General features: G+C 70.0%; 18 protein-coding genes. 9 read left to right on the top strand and 9 right to left on the bottom strand.

The genetic code is table 11. From position 1 onward, the window contains the following. The first annotated feature begins 474 nt into the window (after window positions 1-474). Complete coding sequence (locus OG485_RS07400) at window positions 475-933, top strand: hypothetical protein (protein WP_328665169.1); 459 nt, start codon at window positions 475-477, stop codon at window positions 931-933. Window positions 934-1,042: 109 nt separating this feature from the next. Here OG485_RS07400 and OG485_RS07395 read toward each other — a convergent pair whose 3' ends face one another. Further along, window positions 1,043-2,089, bottom strand: coding sequence for an IS3 family transposase (locus OG485_RS07395; protein ID WP_328665168.1), 1,047 nt, complete (start codon window positions 2,087-2,089; stop codon window positions 1,043-1,045). A gap of 144 nt (window positions 2,090-2,233) precedes the next feature. Here OG485_RS07395 and OG485_RS07390 point away from each other — a divergent pair, with 144 nt between their 5' ends. After that, complete coding sequence (locus OG485_RS07390; protein ID WP_328665167.1) at window positions 2,234-3,163, top strand: hypothetical protein; 930 nt, start codon at window positions 2,234-2,236, stop codon at window positions 3,161-3,163. Then, a complete protein-coding gene (locus tag OG485_RS07385; RefSeq protein WP_328665166.1) occupies window positions 3,160-4,197 on the top strand; it encodes an NUDIX hydrolase in 1,038 nt (345 codons plus the stop codon). The genes OG485_RS07390 and OG485_RS07385 overlap by 4 nt, the downstream gene beginning before the upstream one ends. A 253-nt stretch (window positions 4,198-4,450) precedes the next feature. Here the strand turns inward: OG485_RS07385 and OG485_RS07380 are convergent, their stop codons facing one another. Next, window positions 4,451-5,806: a dipeptidase gene (locus OG485_RS07380; protein ID WP_328665165.1), complete on the bottom strand. Its 1,356-nt coding sequence runs from the start codon at window positions 5,804-5,806 to the stop codon at window positions 4,451-4,453. Window positions 5,807-5,981: 175 nt separating this feature from the next. On the opposite strand from OG485_RS07380, the gene OG485_RS07375 reads away from it, so the two are divergent. Then, a complete protein-coding gene (locus OG485_RS07375) occupies window positions 5,982-7,247 on the top strand; it encodes a geranylgeranyl reductase family protein (RefSeq protein ID WP_328665164.1) in 1,266 nt (421 codons plus the stop codon). A gap of 119 nt (window positions 7,248-7,366) precedes the next feature. Here OG485_RS07375 and OG485_RS07370 read toward each other — a convergent pair whose 3' ends face one another. Then, window positions 7,367-7,816: a nitroreductase family deazaflavin-dependent oxidoreductase gene (locus OG485_RS07370; protein WP_328665163.1), complete on the bottom strand. Its 450-nt coding sequence runs from the start codon at window positions 7,814-7,816 to the stop codon at window positions 7,367-7,369. A gap of 227 nt (window positions 7,817-8,043) precedes the next feature. Here OG485_RS07370 and OG485_RS07365 point away from each other — a divergent pair, with 227 nt between their 5' ends. The 3 genes from OG485_RS07365 (at window position 8,044) to OG485_RS07355 (ending at window position 10,901) form a co-directional block, all read left to right on the top strand. Next, window positions 8,044-8,772 carry a TetR/AcrR family transcriptional regulator gene (locus OG485_RS07365; RefSeq protein ID WP_328665162.1) on the top strand — a complete coding sequence of 243 codons (729 nt, stop codon included), beginning with the start codon at window positions 8,044-8,046 and terminating at the stop codon, window positions 8,770-8,772. A gap of 228 nt (window positions 8,773-9,000) precedes the next feature. After that, window positions 9,001-10,239 (top strand): sensor histidine kinase, encoded by a 1,239-nt coding sequence (locus OG485_RS07360; protein ID WP_328665161.1) that lies wholly within the window; start codon window positions 9,001-9,003, stop codon window positions 10,237-10,239. Further along, window positions 10,236-10,901 (top strand): response regulator transcription factor, encoded by a 666-nt coding sequence (locus OG485_RS07355; RefSeq protein ID WP_328665160.1) that lies wholly within the window; start codon window positions 10,236-10,238, stop codon window positions 10,899-10,901. The genes OG485_RS07360 and OG485_RS07355 overlap by 4 nt, the downstream gene beginning before the upstream one ends. Here the strand turns inward: OG485_RS07355 and OG485_RS07350 are convergent. Next, complete coding sequence (locus tag OG485_RS07350) at window positions 10,862-11,197, bottom strand: DUF6332 family protein (protein ID WP_328665159.1); 336 nt, start codon at window positions 11,195-11,197, stop codon at window positions 10,862-10,864. The genes OG485_RS07355 and OG485_RS07350 overlap by 40 nt on opposite strands. 64 nt (window positions 11,198-11,261) lie before the next feature. Continuing rightward, on the bottom strand, window positions 11,262-12,821 hold the full coding sequence (locus OG485_RS07345; protein ID WP_328665158.1) for an MFS transporter: 1,560 nt from the start codon (window positions 12,819-12,821) through the stop codon (window positions 11,262-11,264). An 85-nt stretch (window positions 12,822-12,906) separates the two neighbouring features. On the opposite strand from OG485_RS07345, the gene OG485_RS07340 reads away from it, so the two are divergent. Then, window positions 12,907-13,320, top strand: a complete 414-nt coding sequence (locus OG485_RS07340; protein ID WP_328665157.1) for a MarR family winged helix-turn-helix transcriptional regulator — start codon at window positions 12,907-12,909, stop codon at window positions 13,318-13,320. Window positions 13,321-13,414: 94 nt separating this feature from the next. Here the strand turns inward: OG485_RS07340 and OG485_RS07335 are convergent, their stop codons facing one another. From OG485_RS07335 to OG485_RS07320, 4 genes are all read right to left on the bottom strand, one after another. Beyond that, the gene (locus tag OG485_RS07335; protein WP_328665156.1) at window positions 13,415-14,179 is read right to left on the bottom strand and encodes a maleylpyruvate isomerase family mycothiol-dependent enzyme; all 765 of its coding nucleotides are present in this window, start codon (window positions 14,177-14,179) and stop codon (window positions 13,415-13,417) included. Window positions 14,180-14,288: 109 nt separating this feature from the next. Next, a complete protein-coding gene (locus OG485_RS07330; protein ID WP_328665155.1) occupies window positions 14,289-15,458 on the bottom strand; it encodes an MFS transporter in 1,170 nt (389 codons plus the stop codon). Window positions 15,459-15,779: 321 nt separating this feature from the next. After that, the gene (locus OG485_RS07325) at window positions 15,780-16,064 is read right to left on the bottom strand and encodes a helix-turn-helix domain-containing protein (protein ID WP_328665154.1); all 285 of its coding nucleotides are present in this window, start codon (window positions 16,062-16,064) and stop codon (window positions 15,780-15,782) included. 269 nt (window positions 16,065-16,333) lie between these two features. Then, window positions 16,334-17,818 carry an endonuclease/exonuclease/phosphatase family protein gene (locus OG485_RS07320; protein WP_328674266.1) on the bottom strand — a complete coding sequence of 495 codons (1,485 nt, stop codon included), beginning with the start codon at window positions 17,816-17,818 and terminating at the stop codon, window positions 16,334-16,336. 837 nt (window positions 17,819-18,655) lie between these two features. On the opposite strand from OG485_RS07320, the gene OG485_RS07310 reads away from it, so the two are divergent. Beyond that, on the top strand, window positions 18,656-19,108 hold the full coding sequence (locus OG485_RS07310; RefSeq protein WP_328674265.1) for a hypothetical protein: 453 nt from the start codon (window positions 18,656-18,658) through the stop codon (window positions 19,106-19,108). The last annotated feature ends 114 nt before the right edge of the window (window positions 19,109-19,222 follow it).

Genomic DNA, 19,222 nt, shown 5'->3' with positions numbered 1-19,222 from the left:
CCGGTACGAGGCTCCTGACGATCTCGGCAAACGCAGCGGTCCACGAGGCACCCTGCCGAGGCGAGTTGGACACCCGACCGGACTGAGCCACCGTCCCCGACCTGCGGATTCCGTCGCCTTGATCGGCTGCACCACTCGGCGGGACGCCATCTCCGCGCCTGCCAGACTCCACGCAGCGAACACACGGACAGAGCTGTTGAGGGGCAATTCCCAGCGCGTCGACCGGTTCGACGGGACTCCGCCCAACATCGCCACAGGGCCCTCGGGTCGACATCGTCAGCAGGTGTTTCTGCGGGGCCTGCAGGTCCCGAGCTTCACCTGGCCGTCGTGGGTGAAGGTGACCAGTTCGTCTCCTGGTGGACCTTGGCCTCTCCACCGATGATCTGCTTGAGTCTTGCGGACACGCCCATGGCATTTGCCGGCCTGGGCGGGCCGGACCAACTCATTTTCCCGCACGTTGAGGAGTATGGAACGTTGGACGCGGCACTGATAGCGGTGCTCGGCACCCTGCTCGGATCGGTCGTCACACACTACTTCCAGGAACGCGCGGCCGTGCGCAGCGCGGAACTGGCCCGGGCGGAGCAACTGCGCCAGGAACGCATCTCCACCTACAGCGAGTTCGCGGGCGTCCTCTTCGGCTACCGACGCAGCCAGAACACCCGGTGGATCCTCGCCCGCGAGGACCCGCCGGCGCCCGCGGCGGAGGAGGCGCGCTTCGCTTCATACGAGTCCCGTGTCGCCGCCCGCCAGGCGCTGGTCCGCGTCCAGCTGGTCTGCGACGACACACGACTGCGTCAACTCGCCGACACTGCATTTGAACTGGCGAACTGTCTGCATGAGTCCTCCGACGAGCCCGAACGGCACCGCCGCTCGCAAGACTGCAAGGCGGCGCTGAACGCGTTCGTGGAGGCCGCGGCACCGACCGTGCGCTAAGGGCTGTCCCGTAAATGATCTCTGAGTGGCCTCGGGCATGTGGGCTGCTGTACGGCTTGGCGGTCTATCCGGCGAGTGAACTTTCCCCGTGATGCTGGACACTCGTTGCTTACGCTGCGAGGGTGTGTCCTTGCTCGTGTCGCTGTCGGATCTCCAGCGGGGTGAGGTAGCCCCAGGCCGGGTGCTTCCGCAGTCGTCTGCGGTTGTAGAAGGTCTCGATGAAGGCGAAGATCTCCGCGCGGGCAGCGGTCCGGTCGGGCCAGCGGCGGGTGCCGATCTCCTCTTTGAGCAGTGCGAAGAAACTCTCGGCGGCGGCATTGTCATAGCACGAGCCGGTTCGGCCCATGCTCTGCCGCAGGCCCAACCGACTTATTTCTCGGCGGAGTTCGTCAGAGGTGTACTCCGATCCGCGATCGGAATGTGCAATGCAGCCGGGCTGGAGCAGGCCGCGTCCGGCGGCCATCGTCAGCGCGTCGACCACCAGGCAGGCCCGGTGGTGGTCGGCCATCGAGTAGCCGACGATCTCGCGGGTGGCCAGGTCCAGCCAGGTCGCCAGATACAGCCAGCCCTCGCCGGTGGGGATATAGGTGATGTCACCGACCAGTTTCCGGCCCGGGGCGTCGGCCGTGAAGTCGCGGCCGATCAGGTCCGCGGCGGGCACCGCCCTCTTCGCCGGACGGGTCAGCGACCGGCGCTTGCGCCGGGTGACCCCGCATATGCCGCGCTCACGCATGATCCGTTCCACCCGCTTGCGGTTGACCTGCCGGTCCAGCCTGCGCAACACGGCATGGATACGCGGCACTCCGTAGGTGCACCGGGAGGCGATGTGCAGCAACGTGATCTCGTGGGCCAGGGCGTCGTCGGCGGCCCGGCGGGCGGCGCGGGCCTGGTGCCCGGCCTGCCAGGCGTAGAAGGAAGACCGGGCGACCTTCAGCAGCCGCCGCAACTCCTCCCGCTCCGCGTTCGTCAGCTCCCCGGATGTTCCCTGTCCCCGGTCGACCGTGTCCTGCCTCACCCAGTTCCGCAGACCCTCGGCGCTGACCCCGATCCCCCGGGCCACCTCGGTGACGGTCTTCCCGGAGGACCGGACCAGCGCGACTGCGTCGCGCTTGAACTCCTCCGTATACCGCCTGCTGCGGTTGCTCTTGCTTCCCACCTGGCACTACTTCCTCTGGAACCTCACGTCCCAGTCTCCAGGTGTCCAACATCAAGGGGAAGCTTCAACTGCGAGGCCTTCCGCAAGTTCGTCACGGGCAAGTACTCGCACAACTACAGCAAAAACGTTCTCGGCCTGTTCAAGATGCTGATGGACGACGCGGTGGTGAAATACAAGCTCCGCGACGAGAGCCCGATCGTGGAGCAGCGGCGCCGCGGCCTGTACAAGAAGCGGCAGACCCGCCGGGTCAAACGCAAGCTGTCCATCGAGGCGATCCACCAGGCCGCCACAAATGCCCACATGGTGTGGGGCTTCACAGGCTGGACGTACATCTGGACCGTCGCCTTCACCGGCGCAAGGCCTCCCGGCGAGATGTTCGGCCTCCAGCGTGGCTACTGCTCGCCTCACTGGCCGACGTCCGAGCCGGACCCGGAGCTGCGTGAAGAGTCTTTGCAGCGGTACGAGGTACTGCACGCTATGCGCGTGCAGTACCAGACGTACGCCGAGAGTAGGCGGCAGGTTCTGGCGGCGCCGAAGTACGACTCGTGGAGAACACTGGTGATACCGCCGTTCCTCCATGACATGCGTGGGGAGCTTCTGGCGTCCCACGACAAGCCGTGGGCGTTCCTGACTGTGCTCGGTAAGCCGATGCTGGGATCCGACTTCGAGCGGGACTACTGGTATCCGATTCGTGATGGTGCGCCGGAGCGCGACTCGGGGGTGCGGTACAAGCGGTGGGCGCGGCCTGCCATGCCGGCGGTAGAGGAGCTGGCCGGCGAGGACATCTATCGCCTGCGGCACTGGCACAAGGCGAAGCTGGACGAGCCCGGCGACATTCCGCGGGTGGCTGTCGAGGGCCGGATGGGGCATGAGCTGCCGGGGGTCGAGGGGACCTACAGTGAGGTGACTGTCGCGATTGAGGAGCGGATCGTGGTGTACCTCCAGCGGGTGTGGGAGAAGGAAGTAGTGGGCGCGGGCCTGTGGACTCCTTCTTTTCCCACGCCGCTCCTAGATGACCTTGTGAAAGCGGCTCCGCCGCTGTTCAGCGGCCTTCCTGTCCTGGAGTACGAATGATCGTCTGGATCAACGGTGCGTTCGGTGCGGGGAAGACCACCACCGCACGGGAACTGATCGAGCTGATCCCGAACAGCACGCTCTTCGACCCCGAGGTCGTCGGGGGCACACTCACGCAGTTGCTCCCGGCCAAGCACCTCGCCGAGGTCGGCGACTACCAGGACCTGCCGGTCTGGCGCCGGCTCGTGGTCGACACCGCGGCCGCCCTGCTCGCCGAGCTCGGCGGCGTCCTCGTCGTCCCCATGACCCTGCTGCGCCAGGAGTACCGCGACGAGATCTTCGGCGGGCTCGCCGCGCGCCGGATTCCCGTACGCCATGTGCTTCTCGCCCCGGCGGAAACGATCCTGCGGGAGCGAATAGCCGGGCGGGAGGTGCCCCCGGACCTGCCCGACGGCGAGATGCGCGTGCGCCAGTGGTCCTACGACCACATCGAGCCCTACCGGGCCGCGCTCCCCTGGCTGACGGCCGACGCCCACCCCGTCGACACCAGCACGCTCACCCCGTACGACACCGCCCTGCGCGTCGCCGAGGCCGTACGCACCGGGCAGGCACCCGTCTGCGACATCGTGCAGACTCCCGAACCCACCGCCGAGACGGTCGCCGCCGGAGTGCTCCTCTTCGACGACAACGACCGGGTCCTGCTCGTCGACCCCACCTACAAGGCGGGATGGGAGTTCCCCGGCGGGGTCGTCGAGGCCGGGGAGGCCCCCGCCCGCGCGGGCATGCGCGAGGTCACCGAGGAGACCGGCATCACCCTCGACGAGGTGCCCACGCTGCTCGTCGTCGACTGGGAATCGCCCGCACCGCCCGGATACGGCGGTCTGCGGCTCCTCTTCGACGGCGGACACCTCGACGAACAGGCCGTCCGGGGGCTCCTGCTGCCGGGACCGGAACTCCGTGGCTGGCGCTTCGTCACCGAGCAGGAGGCGGCCGACCTGCTGCCGCCCGTGCGCTACGAACGGCTCCGCTGGGCTCTGCGGGCCCGTGAGCGCGGCGCGGCGCTGTACCTGGAGGCCGGAGTGCCGCTCGGCTGACACCGGCCCGTACCGCCGGCGCGAGGGGTTCCCGCACTGGCGGTATGGGTACCGCGGCTTTCATCGGCGTGGCCCCATCGGGCTCAGCGCCCCATCCGCGGACGCCGAGCCCACTTCCGCCGAGGCGCCCTTCACCGGGCCGACTTCCGCCGAGGTGACCCATGGGTCCTTCGCGGGATCTCTCGCGGTGAACGACCGTACAGGGCAAGGGCCCTCGCGCGCCGACGAGGGCCCTGGCTGCGTCCCGGGACGATCAGCCCGCCGCGTAGTTCCGCAGGAACAGCGCCTCGGCGACCGACAGACGTTCCAGCTCGTCCGGCGAGACGCTCTCGTTCACCGCGTGGATCTGCGCCTCCGGCTCGCTCAGGCCGATGAGCAGGATCTCCGTCTCCGGGTACAGCGAGGCCAGCGTGTTGCACAGCGGGATCGAGCCGCCCATGCCCGACGACTGCATCTCCTGGCCCGGGTAGGCGACCGCCATGGCCTCGGCCATCGACGCGTACGCGGGGCTGGACGTGTCGGCGCGGAACGCCTGGCCCTGTCCGATCCGCTCGGTGCTCACCCGCGCGCCCCACGGCGTGTGCGCCTCGACGTGCGCCTCCAGCAGCTTCGTCGCCTCGACCGCGTCCACGCCCGGCGGCACCCGCAGGCTGATCAGCGCACGGGCACCCGCCTGTACCGACGGCGTCGCGCCGACGACCGGCGGGCAGTCGATCCCGAGCACCGTGACGGCCGGACGCGCCCAGACCCGGTCGGCGACCGTGCCGGAGCCGATGAGCTCCACCCCGTCGAGGACCTTGGCGTCCTCACGGAACGCCTGCTCCTCGTACTGCAGCCCGTCCCACGCGGCCTCGCCCGCCAGGCCGTCCACGGTCGTCGAACCGTCCTTCGCCCGCAGCGAATCCAGGAGGCGGATCAGCGCCGCCAGCGCGTCGGGCGCCGCACCCCCGAACTGGCCCGAGTGCAGGTTCCCTTCGAGGGTGTCCACCTGCACCCGTACGAGGGTCATGCCGCGCAGGGTCGCGGTGACCGTCGGCAGGCCCGCCCGGAAGTTGCCGGAGTCGCCGATGACGACGGTGTCGGCGGTCAGCAGCTCCGGGTGCTCCTCGGCGTACCGCTCCAGACCACCGGTGCCCTGCTCCTCCGAACCCTCGACGATGACCTTGACGTGCACCGGAACGCCGCCGTTCGCCTTCAGGGCACGCAGCGCCAGCAGATGCATGACGACACCGCCCTTGCAGTCGGCGCTGCCCCGTCCGTACCAGCGGCCGTCGCGCTCCACCAGCTCGAACGGAGGCGTCGTCCAGGCCGCTTCGTCCAGCGGCGGCTGCACGTCGTAGTGCGCGTACAGCAGGACCGTCTTCGCGCCCTCGGGGCCCGGCAGGTAGCCGTACACCGACTGCGTGCCGTCCGGGGTGTCGAGCAGTGCCACGTCCTGGAAGCCCTCGGCGCGCAGCGCGTCGGCGATCCAGTTCGCGGCGCCCTCGCTCTCGCTCCTCGGATACTGGTCGAAGTCCGCCACCGACTTGAAAGCCACCAGCTCGGTGAGTTCCGCCTTCGCCCGGGGCATGAGCGAGGCGACGGTCTCGGCGACCGGATTCGACGACATGGGCACGCTCCTTGTAGGTGCGACGTTGTACTTCTGTGTACAGATGATCGAGTGATGCGGACTGGTGTACAGGACGCATCCGCTGCCGATCCTCCCACAGCGGCCTGCGGTGACGCCCGCCGTAGGATGCGGGGGACAGGTGCGGCAACGGCTGGACTGGGAGCAGTAGACCAACGTGAGCAGCGAGAACTCTTCGGCGGACGACGAGCGGCGTACGGCGGACGACGAACAGCGGGTGTGGGACGTCGTGGTCGTCGGTGGAGGGCCGGCGGGTGCCTCGGCCGCCTACGCGGCAGCGGTCGCGGGACGCAGCGTCCTGCTTCTGGAGAAAGCCGAACTGCCCCGCTACAAAACATGCGGCGGCGGCATCATCGGTCCCTCGCGCGACGCGCTGCCTCCCGGCTTCGAGCTGCCGTTCAGGGACCGGGTGCACGCGGTCACCTTCTCGATGGACGGCCGGTTCGCCCGTACCAGGCGGTCCCGGCACATGCTGTTCGGGCTGATCAACCGTCCGGAGTTCGACCAGCAACTCGTCGAGTTCGCGCAGAAGGCGGGCGCCGAGCTGCGTACGGGTGCCACGGTCTCGCGCGTCGAGCAGCACGGTTCGGCGGTGCCTGACCGGCGCACCGTGGCCGTGGTCCTTCAGGGCGGTGAGACCGTCCTGGCGCGGGCGGTGGTCGGTGCCGACGGCAGTGCCAGCCGGATAGGAGCGCACGTCGGCGTGAAGCTCGACCAGGTCGATCTCGGCCTGGAGGCCGAGATCCCGGTGCCGGAGACGGTCGCCGAGGACTGGCGGGGGCGCGTCCTGATCGACTGGGGCCCCATGCCCGGGAGTTACGGATGGGTCTTCCCCAAGGGGGACACGCTCACCGTCGGCGTGATCTCCGCGCGTGGTGAAGGCGCCGCCACCAAGAGGTACTTGGAGGACTTCATCGCCCGGCTCGGCCTGGCCGGCTTCGAACCGTCCATCTCCTCGGGCCACTTGACGCGGTGCCGTGCCGACGACTCGCCGCTGTCGCGGGGCCGGGTGCTCGTCTGCGGTGACGCGGCGGGACTGCTCGAACCCTGGACCCGTGAGGGCATCTCGTTCGCGCTGCGCTCCGGGCGGCTCGCGGGCGAGTGGGCGGTACGGATCGCCGAGGCGCACGACGCCGTGGACGCACGGCGGCAGGCACTGAACTACGCCTTCGCGATCAAGGCGGGGCTCGGCGTCGAGATGAGCGTCGGCAAGCGCCTGCTCGGCGCCTTCGAGCGCCGCCCCGGCATGTTCCACGCGGGGCTCACCGGCCTGCGCCCGGTGTGGAAGGCCTTCACCGGGATCACCCGCGGCTCCACCACGCTCGGGGAGATCATCCGGACCCACCCGACGGTCGGGCGGGCCCTGACCGCCCTCGACCGCCGGCCTCAGGTGGCTGAAGGAGCCGAGGACCAGGAGGACTAGGAGGACTGGCCCAAGGGCCTGTCCGACGATTCCCGTCGTCGCCCGAGGAGTGTCGCGAACCGAGGGGCGTCGCGAAGCGGACGGGAATCGTCGAACAGGCCCTTGGGGCGTGGCCGGTGTCAGCTCGTGACCGTGATCCGGAAGACCGGGTGGTCGGGGGCGATGCGCCGCAGCTCCTCGTCCGACGAGCCGGGGCCGACGCCGCCGAAGAACACGCCGACCTCGGCCTTCCAGCGCTTGAGGTAGGCGCGCAGCAGCGACACCTTGTCGTCGTCGGTCACCTCCACGGCGGTGAAGGTGTCGACCTTCTTGCCGAGGCGCAGCTCGCCTCCGCCGGCCGCCCGCATGTTGTGCGTCCACTGGACGTGACCGCGGGGTGCGACGAGGTACTGCTCACCGTCCACGATGAGCAGATTGACCGGGGTCGTCCGCCACTCGCCGCTCTTGCGGCCCCGGACGGCCAGGACGCGTGAGCCCCAGACACTGAGTCCGCGCCTGGTGATCCAGGCCACGGCACGGTTGAAGACGTTGACGGTGAACCAGCCGGGCTTCTGGACGTGTGTGGACACGGTTACCTCTCGGGGCGTGTGTTGAGAGCGCCGATCTGTTTTGTGAGCACCGCTCTCGCTTGAGAAGAGTCTGCATCGAATCGATGATCCAATGCAAGAGCAGTGCTCTCGTTTTTGTTCGCCGCTCTCGTTTGTTGCTGCCGATCATGAAGTGGAGCATCGATCCACTTTCGGATCGCTGCTCTCGTTTGTGTGCACTGCTCTGAAATCATGGGACACTGCACCGTATGAGTACCGCGCGAGGGGCACGTGCCCGAGCCAGGATCGAGGTCACGGCGGCCATCAAGGACGAGGCGCGCAGACAGCTCGCCGCGGAGGGCGCCGCCAAACTCTCCCTGCGGGCCGTCGCCCGCGAGCTGGGGATGGTCTCCTCCGCGCTCTACCGGTACTTCCCCAGCCGGGACGACCTGTTGACCGCGCTCATCATCGACGCCTACGACTCCCTGGGCGAGGCGGCCGAGTCGGCGCACGCCGAGGTGGCCGCCGAGGGCCCCCGGGAGCGCTGGATCGCCGTGTGCACGGCGGCGCGACGCTGGGCGCTGGAGCATCCGCACGAGTACGCGCTCATCTACGGTTCGCCCGTCCCCGGGTACGTCGCACCGCAGGAGACCGTTCCGTCCGCCTCCCGGGTCGGCCTGCTCCTGATCGGAGTCGTCCGGGACGCGTACCGGGGCAAGGGTGTGGCCCGTACGCCGCTGCCTGTCGGACTGAAGGCCGAGGCACAGCGGATGGCCGCCGATCTCGCGCCCGATCTGCCGGCCGAGGTGGTGGTGGCGCTGGTGGCCTCGTGGGCGCAGCTCTACGGGCTGATCGGGTTCGAACTGTTCGGCCAGTTCAACCGGGTCGTGGAGGACCGCGAGCCGTTCTTCCGTCACGCCGTGGGACGGCTCGCTCACGAGGTGGGCCTGGTGTACCCGGAGCCGGGCGGGACCGCCGCCGGGTCGCCTCCGGCGTAGAGGGGGGCCTCCTTCGGCGTTGCCAGGGCCGTCACAGGCGCTGACCGGCCGCCCTCGACGGAGACCCGGTCGCCCTCGGTGCGGCCCGGTTCGTCGCCTTCGGCGCAGCAAGCCGCCTTCGGCTCGGCGCAGGACGCGCCTCGACGGCGTCGTACTCCGTGGGGAGTACGGGTGATCACCTCGCCCGGCGGACGCCGCCGCCGCGGTCGGCCGTCTAGCGTGACGGCCATGGAAGAGCAGCACACACCCGCGGCACCATCGTGGGGCGGTCCGTCGCGATGGTGGCACGGGCCGCACGGGCGGGACCGCTGGGACGACGAGGAACGCCGCGCGCGATGGCCGTGGCGTTCCACGCTGCTGCTGACCGCCTTCGTGCTCATCGGCTCCAACTTCGCTGCCCACGCCCAGCACGGCGACCGGCTCGCGTTGGACGCCTTCTCCCGGGCTCTCCTTCTGGTGGGTTCCGGCCTGCTGCTCTGGCGACAGCGCCACCCCGTGTTCGTCGTGTTCGGCACGGCCGCGGTGGCCTTGGTCTACGTGGCCGCGGGCTATCCCTACGGGCCGGTCTTCCTTCCCGTCGCGGTGGGCTGCTTCAGCGCCGTGGTCGTCGGGCACCGCAGAGCGGCCTGGACGGCGCTCGGCCTGCTGTGGGCGGGGCATCTCCTGGTCGCCCACTGGCTGTACCGCCGGCTGCCCCCGACGGGCGACCACCCTCCGTCCTGGATGCAGGAGATCGGCATCGCCACCTGGGTCGTGGCGGTGGTGGCACTGTCGGAACTGGTGCGCGTGCGCCGTGAGCAGTGGAGCCGTGAGCGGGCCGAGCGCGCGCAGGCCGCCCGGCGGCGCGCCGACGAGGAACGGCTGCGGATCGCCCGCGAACTGCACGACGTGCTGGCGCACAGCATCTCGGTGATCAACGTCCAGGCGGGCGTCGGCCTCGCGCTCCTCGACTCCGACCCCGAACAGGCGCGCACGGCGCTCACCACCATCAAGGCGGCCAGCAAGGAGGCGCTCGGCGAGGTCCGGCAAGTGCTCGACACCCTGAGGACACCGGGGGAGGCACCGCGCGCGCCCGCTCCCGGGCTCGACCGGCTTCCCGAACTGGTCGAGCAGGCGGCGAGCGCCGGTCTCACGGTCGAGATCGAGGGTGAGGTCCCGGCACCTGCGCCCGGCACGGACCTCGCCGCGTTCCGCATCGTCCAGGAAGCGCTCACCAACGTCGTACGGCATTCGGGGTCGCGCCGGGCACGGGTGCGGTTCGATCACGAGCGGGGTGTGCTGCGGCTGCGGATCGACGACGACGGTCCGGCCACCGGCGCGGACGCGGGCGGAAGCGGAAACGGGCTCGCGGGCATGCGCGAGCGGGCGGCCGCGCTGGGTGGCACGATCGAGGCTGGTCCGCGTGACGACGGAGGGTTCCGGGTGCTGGCCGTACTGCCGTGGAAGGCCAAGGAGGAGAACCGGTGATCCGCGTACTGCTCGCCGACGATCAGTCGCTGGTCAGAGCCGGTTTCAAGGCGCTGCTCGACGCGCAGCCGGACATCGAGGTGGCCGGGGAGGCCGCCGACGGCGAGGCGGCGGTGCGCGCGGTGCGTGAACTGCGCCCGGACGTCGTCCTGATGGACATCCGGATGCCCGTGCTGGACGGCCTCGCCGCCACGCGCCGGATCACCGGCGACGCGGCCCTCGGGGACGTGAAGGTGGTCATGCTCACCACCTTCGAGCTGGACGAGTACGTCTTCGAGGCCATCCGCTCCGGTGCTTCGGGCTTTCTGGTCAAGGACACCGAGCCCGATGAACTGCTGCGCGCGGTAAGGGCGGTGGTCGAGGGCGACGCCCTGCTCTCGCCCGGGGTGACGCGCCGGCTGATCTCCGAGTTCGCGGCACGCTCGAAGGAGCCGGAGTCGGACGCGACCCTGGCCGAACTCACCGAGCGGGAAAGGGAGGTGATGGCGCTGGTCGGCATCGGGCTCTCGAACGACGAGATCGCCCGCCGCCTGGTCGTCAGCCCGCTCACGGCCAAGACCCATGTCAGCCGGACGATGGTGAAACTCGGGGCACGCGACCGCGCCCAACTGGTGGTACTCGCCTACGAGTCGGGGCTGGTGCGGCCCGGCTGGCTGGGCTGAGGCGCGGCGGCCTCGCGGCGGAAGTGGAACAGTACGGTGGCGACCCGTAGCGCGAAGAGGACGGTTGCCAGGGTGCCGCCCACGGCCATGAGCGCGTGCACCGCGCCGGACGGCAGGTCCAGGAAGAGGGCGGGCCCGGTGACCACCCCGAAGGCGACCGCCGCGACGAACACCGCGCTGGCCAGGGCGTATCCGATCTCGACGGTGACGGCGTCGCGCTGCGCCTGGGTGCGCCGCGCGCGCGTTGCTCCCGTACTGCCGCCGTAACTGCCGGGGTGTCCACCGTTGTTGCTCATGGACCAAGTCAACAGCCGTGTGCCCGGCGAGGCAAGGACCCCGCCGGGCACACGCCGGAGGTGTTCACCGATCGTGGACGCCGACCCGCTCCGCCCCCGGCTCGCCCACCGTCCGGCCGGACCGGTCGGAGCGAACGGACCGGCTGGACAGGCTCGTCGGGGCGGACGGGCCGACCTGGTCGATCTGTTCCGACCGGGCGACGACGACGGACTCCCGCGGCCGCCGGGCGCGCAGGCCGGGCAGTGTGATCAGCAGTCCCGCCAGCGCTATGCCGGTCACCACCATCAGGCCGGTCCGGTAGCTGTCGAGGACGTCCTGGGGCGAGGACCCCTCGGAGGAGTTCGCGGTGACGACGGCCGTCACGACCGCGAGGAAGATCGCGCCGCCGACCTGCACGGAGGTGTTGAGCAGGCCCGAGACCATGCCCTGCTCGTGGTCGTCGACGCCGTTGGTCGCCTGGATGTTGAGGGACGGGAAGACGAGGGCGCACGCGGCGCCGATCAGCAGCATGGTCGGCAGGATGAGCGTCGCGTAGACCGGGTCGAGGTCGACGCGCAGGAAGAGCGCGTACCCGGTGACCATCAGGGCGAAGCCCGCCGCGATGAGCCGCGGTGTGCCGAACCGGTCGACGACGGCTCCGACCTTGGTCGAGGACAGCGCCACCAGCGCGCCGGCCGGCAGGAAGGCGAGCGCGGTGTGCAGGGCCGACCAGCCGAGCAGCGACTGCATGTACAGCGTGACCAGGAACTGGAAGCCGACGTACGAGCCGAAGAACGCCATCGCGCCGAGCTGGGCCCGGATCTGGCTGCCGGAGCGCAGCACGCCGAGCCGGACCAGCGGGCTCGGGCTGCGTCGCTCGATGGCGGTGAAGACGCTGAGCAGCACGGCGACGGCGAGGAAGGACAGCAGGGTCCGGGCCGATCCCCAGCCGGCTTGGGGCGCCTGGACGACGGTGAAGACGAGCAGGAGCATCGAGGCGGTGCCGACGACGGCGCCGGGGATGTCGTAACCACCGTGGTTCTTCTCGCGCTCGCTGCGCGGGATGAGCTTCAGGCCCGCGAACAGGGCGACGACGGCGATGGGCGCGGGCAGCAGCATGGTCAGCCGCCAGCTCGCCTCGGTGAGCAGACCGGACAGGACCAGGCCCATCGAGAATCCGGTGGCCGCGCAGGTGGTGTAGATCGAGAGCGCGCGATTGCGCAGCGGACCCTCGGCGAACGTCGTGGTGATGATCGACAGGCCGGCGGGTGCGGTGAACGCGGCGCTCAGACCCTTGATGAAACGGCTGGCGATCAGCAGCGGGCCCGAGTCGACGAGTCCGCCGAGCACCGAGGCGAGCGCGAACACCGCGAGGGCCACCAGGAAGACCTGGCGGCGGCCCAGCAGGTCGGCGGCGCGTCCGCCGAGGAGCAGCAGCCCGCCGTAACCCAGGATGTAGCCGCTGACGACCCATTGGAGAGTCGAGGTGGAGAGGTCGAGTTCGGAGCCGATGGACGGCAGTGCCACGCCGACCATCGACACGTCCAGCGCGTCCAGGAACATCGCGGCGCAGAGCACGAGCAAGGTGCCCCACAGCCGGGGGGTCCAGCGTCCCGGCACGGGGTGGGTGAGCGGAGAGGTCATGCCGCCGACGGTACATGCACATGCATTGAGTGCAAGCGCATTTAATTCCGATGCAACAAAGTTGATTCTTTGCTACGGTGCGTGCATGGCGGCCGAGAATGCCGAGCAAGGGCTCGTGGACCAGTGGCGCGACATCCTGACGGTGCATGCCCGCACCCTGTGCGAGCTCGATCGCGAGCTGCATCCCCACGGCCTGGGAGCCAGTGACTTCGAGGTCCTGGACCTGCTGGTGGCGGGTACCGCGGCGGACGGCGGCCCCAGCTTCCGGGTCCAGGAGATCTCCGAGCGCGTCCACCTCAGCCAGAGCGCCCTGTCCCGGCTGATCGGACGCCTGGAGAAGGACGGCCTCGTGACGCGCGGGATGTGCGCCGAGGACCGGCGGGGTGTACGCGTGTGCCTCACGCCGAAGGGGCGCGAACTGCACGGCGAGGTACTGCCGTTGCAGCGCGCGGTCCTGTCCCGGATGCTGGCGGGCGGTCCGGCGCCGTCCTGCGGTTGACCGGACTGCCCGGTCGCCTTGCCCGCTGCTGCGTTCACGGGGTCCATGTGCCTGGAGCCGGCCGCCCCCTGGGGGCGGCCGGCCGGTTGTGTCCTCAGCTCCAGGTGATGGCGGACTTCTCCCGCCACAGGGTGGCGAGCGAGGCGTCGCCCGTCACGCCCGGGAAAGGCGCGCGGTTCCACAGGGCCAGGTAGAGGCCCGCGGCCGGTCCCGCCAACTCGCAGTCCACGTCCGCGTTCTCGTCGGTGTCCGGACCTGCCTGACCGCCGCGTTCAGCGATCGGTGCTTCGGACGACAGGCGTACGGTCCACACGGCGTCCGGGCGGTCCGTGGCGCGTACGCGCAGTACGCGGGGCTCTTCGGTCCGGACCTTGCTCCTGTCCCGCGCGTGGAATCCGAGCAGTAGCTCGTCGATCCCGTCGACCGCGAAGTCCGGCGGGACGGCGGTGGGTTCGACGCCGAGCGCCGACTCGGCGTCGACCCGGTGCACGGTGGTCTCGTGCGCCTGCCGGCGTGCCCAGAAGGCCAGCGGCGAGGGTGCCGGCAGGAAGCTCCAGCACCGCACGTCCGGCGAGGCGCCGGCCAGGGTGTCCACGAGCCGGGCGTGCCCGTCGCGGAACCAGGTGAGCAGCTCGTCGTGGTCCAGATCCGGCAGACCGCCGTCGGGGTGGTACGAGGTGTGCCCCTCGGCGACGAACGCGGTGGCCCAGCGGTGGACCATGCCCGTGTGCCGCACCAGATCCCTTACCTGCCAGCCCGCGCAGGTCACGACCTCGGCGTCGACGCCCGCCTTCTCCGCGGCAGCGGCCAGCGACCGGCCCTCCCGGTCCACGGTTTCCACGAATTCCCGAATCTCCATGCCGGGAATTGTGCCCGACGCGGGCCGGGCACGCGGAGTGCGAGGCCGAAGTGCGGGGGAGGGGGGCCGAGTTCGGGCTTGCCGCTGCTCGCTCCTGCCGCTGTCCCCGTCAGCCCACCGCGGCCCGGCGCGTCGCGAATCCGATCAGAGCCGCCACGGCCGCCAGCGCCGCCACGCTCGTGAGTGCCGTCGGCAGGGAGTACCAGTCGGCCATGAACCCGATCGCGGGCGGCCCGATGAGCAGGCCCCCGTACCCGAGGGTGGACGCGACCGCGACCCCGCTCGCTCCGGCGAGCGCGCCGGCCCTGTCGACCGCCACGGGGAAGTTGTTGGCGAGGCCGAGCCCGGTGACGGCGAAGCCGACGAGGGCCAGCCAGACGGAGGATGCGAGGGAACCGAGCAGCATGCCGAGCCCGGCCATGGTGCCGCCCATGACCAAGGTGCGGGTCCGGCCCAGTCGTTCGAGCAGTGCCGTCCCGCTCAGCCGGCCGATCGTCATGGCGAGGGCGAAGCACGAGTATCCGGCGGCGGCTGTCCCCGGGTGTGTGTCCAGGTCCTGCTGGAGATGGAGCGCGCCCCAGTCGGCGAGCGCGCCCTCGCCGTACGAGGTGCACAGGGCGATCAGTCCGAAGACCACCACCAGGCCACGGGCGTGGGAGCCGACAAGGGGTCGTCGACCCTCGGCGGTGTCACCCCGTGGGCGATCCGGTGACACCGGGGCGTCCTCGCGAAGCAGCGCGCGTCCCGCGATGCCGGTCACGAGCAGGCCGATGACGGCGATGCCGAGCAGGTGGCGTGTCGGTGACAGATACCCGGCCACCAGCCCGCCGAGACCCGCTCCGAGCATGCCGCCCAGGCTGTAGGCCGCGTGGAAACCGGGCATCACGGGGCGTCGCAGCGCTGCCACGAGATCGACGGCCGCGCTGTTCATGGCGACGTTGATACCGCCGTAGCCGACGCCGAAGACCAGCAGGAACAGTCCGAGAACCGGTACCGAGCCGGCGAGTGGGGGCAGGACGATGCTCAGGGACAGCAGCACCCCGCAGACCACGGTCACCTGGTGACTGCCGAACCGTCGGCACAGCCGTCCCGTGAGCATCATGGTGATCACGGCGCCGGCGGAGACGCCGAGAAGCGCGAGGCCGAGAGCGCCGGCGGAGGCGCCGGTCTGGTGCTTGATGGCGGGGATCCGGACGACCCAGCCGGCGAAGACGAAGCCGTCGAGGGCGAAGAAGGCGGTGATGATCACGCGGAGTCGGGTGAGGGAGCGATCCGGCACGACGCTGTGCGAAACCGTTTTGTTTATTTGCGGCACAAATTCACGTTAGACGGCTGCCATGCTCGGGGCAAGGGGGCGTCGGGGCGGGACGTGAGAGGCGCCGCCGTACGAACGTGCTGGTGGGAGCGGGGTGGAGCCCCGTTCGGGCCTCCGTCGAACCCTGGTCCGGTCCCGGTCGAGCCCTGGTCTGGCCCCGGTCGAGCCCTGGTGGGGCAGGCGTGGGCCGGGGGCAGCGGGTGTGGGTCGGGCGAGGGGCGAGTGGGGCGCCCCCGGGGCGTGGGGCGGCCGGCGCTCAGTGACCGGCGTCGCGCAGGATGGATGTCACGCAGCCGGCCCCGACTCGGCGGCCGCCCATAGGTCCCCGCCGGGCTGCACCTCCAGTCTTCCCGGCGGCACCTGCTTGACCAGGGCGATGATCCGGGACCGCTCGGCCTCGGTGATCCGCCGCTTGCCGCCCTGCCCGCCCAGATCCTCCAGCCCCTCCAGCCCGGAGCGGTTGAAGCGGTGCAGCCGACGCCGCACCGTCTTCCGGCTGCAGCCCACCTCGTCCGCGATCGCCGGAACCTGCCGCCCGGCCCGGCTCGGCTCGACGATCCGGGCCCGCATCCCCACATCCCGTGGCGCCTCGCGGGCCCGCGACAGCCGACGTATCGCTGCCCGCTCATCCTCATCACGGCTTGGCCGTGCCCGTGACACCACCGCCCAGCACCCGCCCACGAGCACCCGAACCACCCCGCCGCCAGCACGTGTACGCACGGAAAGCGGAATCCAGCACAAGGCGTTGACCGCCGCGGTGCCCCAGAATTCTGATGCTCCTGAGCCGCCGGCCGGCCATGGTGCTCGCAGCCGGCCGGACGGCGTTCCGGGTGATCAGGTCATCCGGTCGGCAGATGCACGCTGCCGTACAAGGTCCAGTGATCCGAGTGTCCCGTGGTGGCGGAGACCGTGCAGTCGGAGATGGGTGCGTTCTTGGGCGAGAAGATGTAGTCCAGTTTCCTGGTGGGGTGCCCATCGGCCCCGTTGGCTGTCGGCTTGCCACCGCGCAGCGCCCCCGGGTCGCCCAACTGCCCGCATTCCTGGTAGCTGTCGTAGACCACGTTCAATGTGTCGCTCGGCCCCCCGTGCGCCAGGTCGGCATCGGGATACGGCGGAACGAGGTTGAAATCGCCTCCGAAGACGACCCGGTAGCCCTGCTTCTCGTATGTCTTGGTGATCTCGACGAGCTTCTGTGCCTGCTTGGAGCGGTACGTCGCGTTGGGGTCGTCTTCCGTGTAGCCCGAGCTGAGGTGCGCGGAGCAGGTGGCGAGTGCCTGGGCGGGCATGACGGCACAGACGGCCGTGCGCTTCTCGAACTCCGGGGAGGGCAGGTCGTAGCGCTTGTACCAGGTGTTGGTGTCCGGGACGGCGATGGCCACGCCGTAGGCGCCGCGGTCGGCGATGGTCTGGCCGTCCTTGTCCGTGATGGAACACTGCTTCTGGATCAGCGGCCCACTGCCCGCCTGCTGGTGAATGGGTGCGAACCGGACATCCCAGCCGCGTCCGGTTCCGCCTTCCGAGACAGGCTTCTCCAGCATCCACTCGATGCGCTTGGCGTGCTTCTCGCAGAACTCCTGGAAGAAGATCACGTCCGGCAGCTCGTTGTTACCCGGATTGCGCAGCCGTGCCTGGATCCCGTCGGCCAGTTCCTCGTAGCCGGCCAGTCCTCCGCTCCACGTGCACTGCTTGGCGTTCGCGCAGACGTTCCAGGTCATCACGTTGACCTTGTCGGCAGGCGCTGCGGTGACGGCCGGAGGATTTTCCGACTCGTCGGCCGCTCCTTCTTCGTTCGGGACGGGCTCCAGGACGAACTTCTCCCAGGAGCCGATCTTCGATGCGCGGGATCGCAGCCGTCCGTCGCCCGACGCACTCAGGTCGGCGGACACGTATTTCACCGCTGGGTCCGTGTCGGCCTCCTTCGTCCCGAGGGCCACCACGACCGAACCCGGTGGGGAGCCGGGCGGCGGGGCGTCGTTCAGGTATTCCGGGTAGAACTGCTGCCACTGGCCCAGCCGGATACCGCGGGCGCGGAGCAAGCCGGTCCGCGGGTCGACGTCCGAGAACTCAGAGGACGCGAAGAATCCCGTGGCGATGAACCGCATGCCGATCGTGTAGCCGGCGTGGTTGGTGTGAAGAGTGAAAAGCTCCCACTTCTTCGGAGCGGCGCCCTGCGCCCGCAGAATCCACTCTTCCTTTTCGTCAGTCTCGTTCATGCCCACGGACACGTACTTACCGGTCAGAACGGTCTTGAGTGCCCACTTCTGACCTGCTGACTTGCTGACGGCATCGGCGTCCTCGGAGATCTCGGACGCGCTGGCCGGCATGACGGTCAACGCATTGATTCCTGCCAACAGAGCGCATAGCACTGCCAGCAGTCTTATGAAGCGACGCATGATTCCCCCTTCTTCGTAGTGCGCAATCACTTGCGACCGGAGAGCGCATCACTTTGGAGTGGTCACGGACGCGGCTGCACGAAGTGCGACCAGGCGTCAGGCGGATTCCTCCGCTCACGGCCCGTGTCCCGCCTCCTCTGCGTCGTTCACGCAGATCCCGCCCCGTGTTCAACTCCCGGCCGTGAGGCGGGATCATACTGGAGTTGATCTTCCGGTGCCCGGGCTCGGACCGCCCGATGCGGTGCTCAAGTCCCTCCAGGGCGGGGCCTCCCCCTGAGTGGTGGACACGCTGATACGGGTCTGCTTGATCCGGAGGAAGCGGGACGACCGGCGATGGCGATGAAGGGCTACTCGGACGGGTTCAGGGCCGATGCTGTGGCCCTGTACGAGTCCACACCCGGGGCGGTGTGCATGGGCATCGCCGCCGACCTGTGCGTCGGCCGGGGAAGCCGGCGCGAGTGGGTGCTGCGGAACCGTGAACGCCGTGCTGTCACCGCTGCCCCTGCGCCGTCCGGATCGAGGCCGGCCCGGAGCGGCAGGACGCCACTGTCCGCCGGTGCGGACGAACACGAGGGGACGGCAGCGGCCGTCGGCAGCAAGACGGATCTTCGTTGCAGGTCCCCGCGCGACCGGCCGATGGTGTGGTCGTGCGGCTCCGCCACCGGCGCCCTTTTTTTGCGGGCCCCGGCTGATGAGCGCGCACGATTGTGGAGTTCACCGAGAGTCCCGGCCTTCGGCGCTGTCAGTGGCGGATGCGACGATCTGCCCATGGGTGTTCTCTACGGCTACTTCGCCGCCGCTGATGACGACGACGCTGTTCGAGCCGTCGTCCGGGACGACGGTGAGCCCAGCGGGACCGGCTATGACCAACTGGTGATCAAGGGCATCGATCCGGTGGTGGAGCTGACGCCCGCCGAGGCGCTCATGACGGGACGGTCCGCCGCCGATGTCCGGTCCGACCCCCGACACGGCGGCCTCATCGGGATGCCGGGGGACGGTGAACTGGTCGCGGTGTCGCTGACGGACACCTTCCGGGACGCGCTCGCGACCTGCGAAGCCACTTCTCTGCGCGACGTCGCCTCCGACTGGTCGAGCACCGAGGGCACCTTCTACCACCCGGCTGATCCAGGGGATCTCGCCGGCTTCCTGGAACGGCTGTCCGAGCTCGCCGGCCGAGCGGTCTCGCGGGATGCCCGCCTCTACTGCTGGATCTGTCCCTGACCCCGTCGCCGCGCCGGCAGGCCCGCGAGTGGAACCCAGGTCACCTGAGCCCCGAGGACTCCCTCGCCGTTCGTGCGAGCACTGAGGGCCGCCACCCGGAACACGGATGGCGGC

Source organism: Streptomyces sp. NBC_00328, assembly GCF_036139655.1.
Taxonomy (GTDB): Bacteria; Actinomycetota; Actinomycetes; order Streptomycetales; family Streptomycetaceae; genus Streptomyces.
Note: the sequence above shows the minus strand (reverse complement) of the source record. Positions and strands in the feature narration are given on the sequence as shown.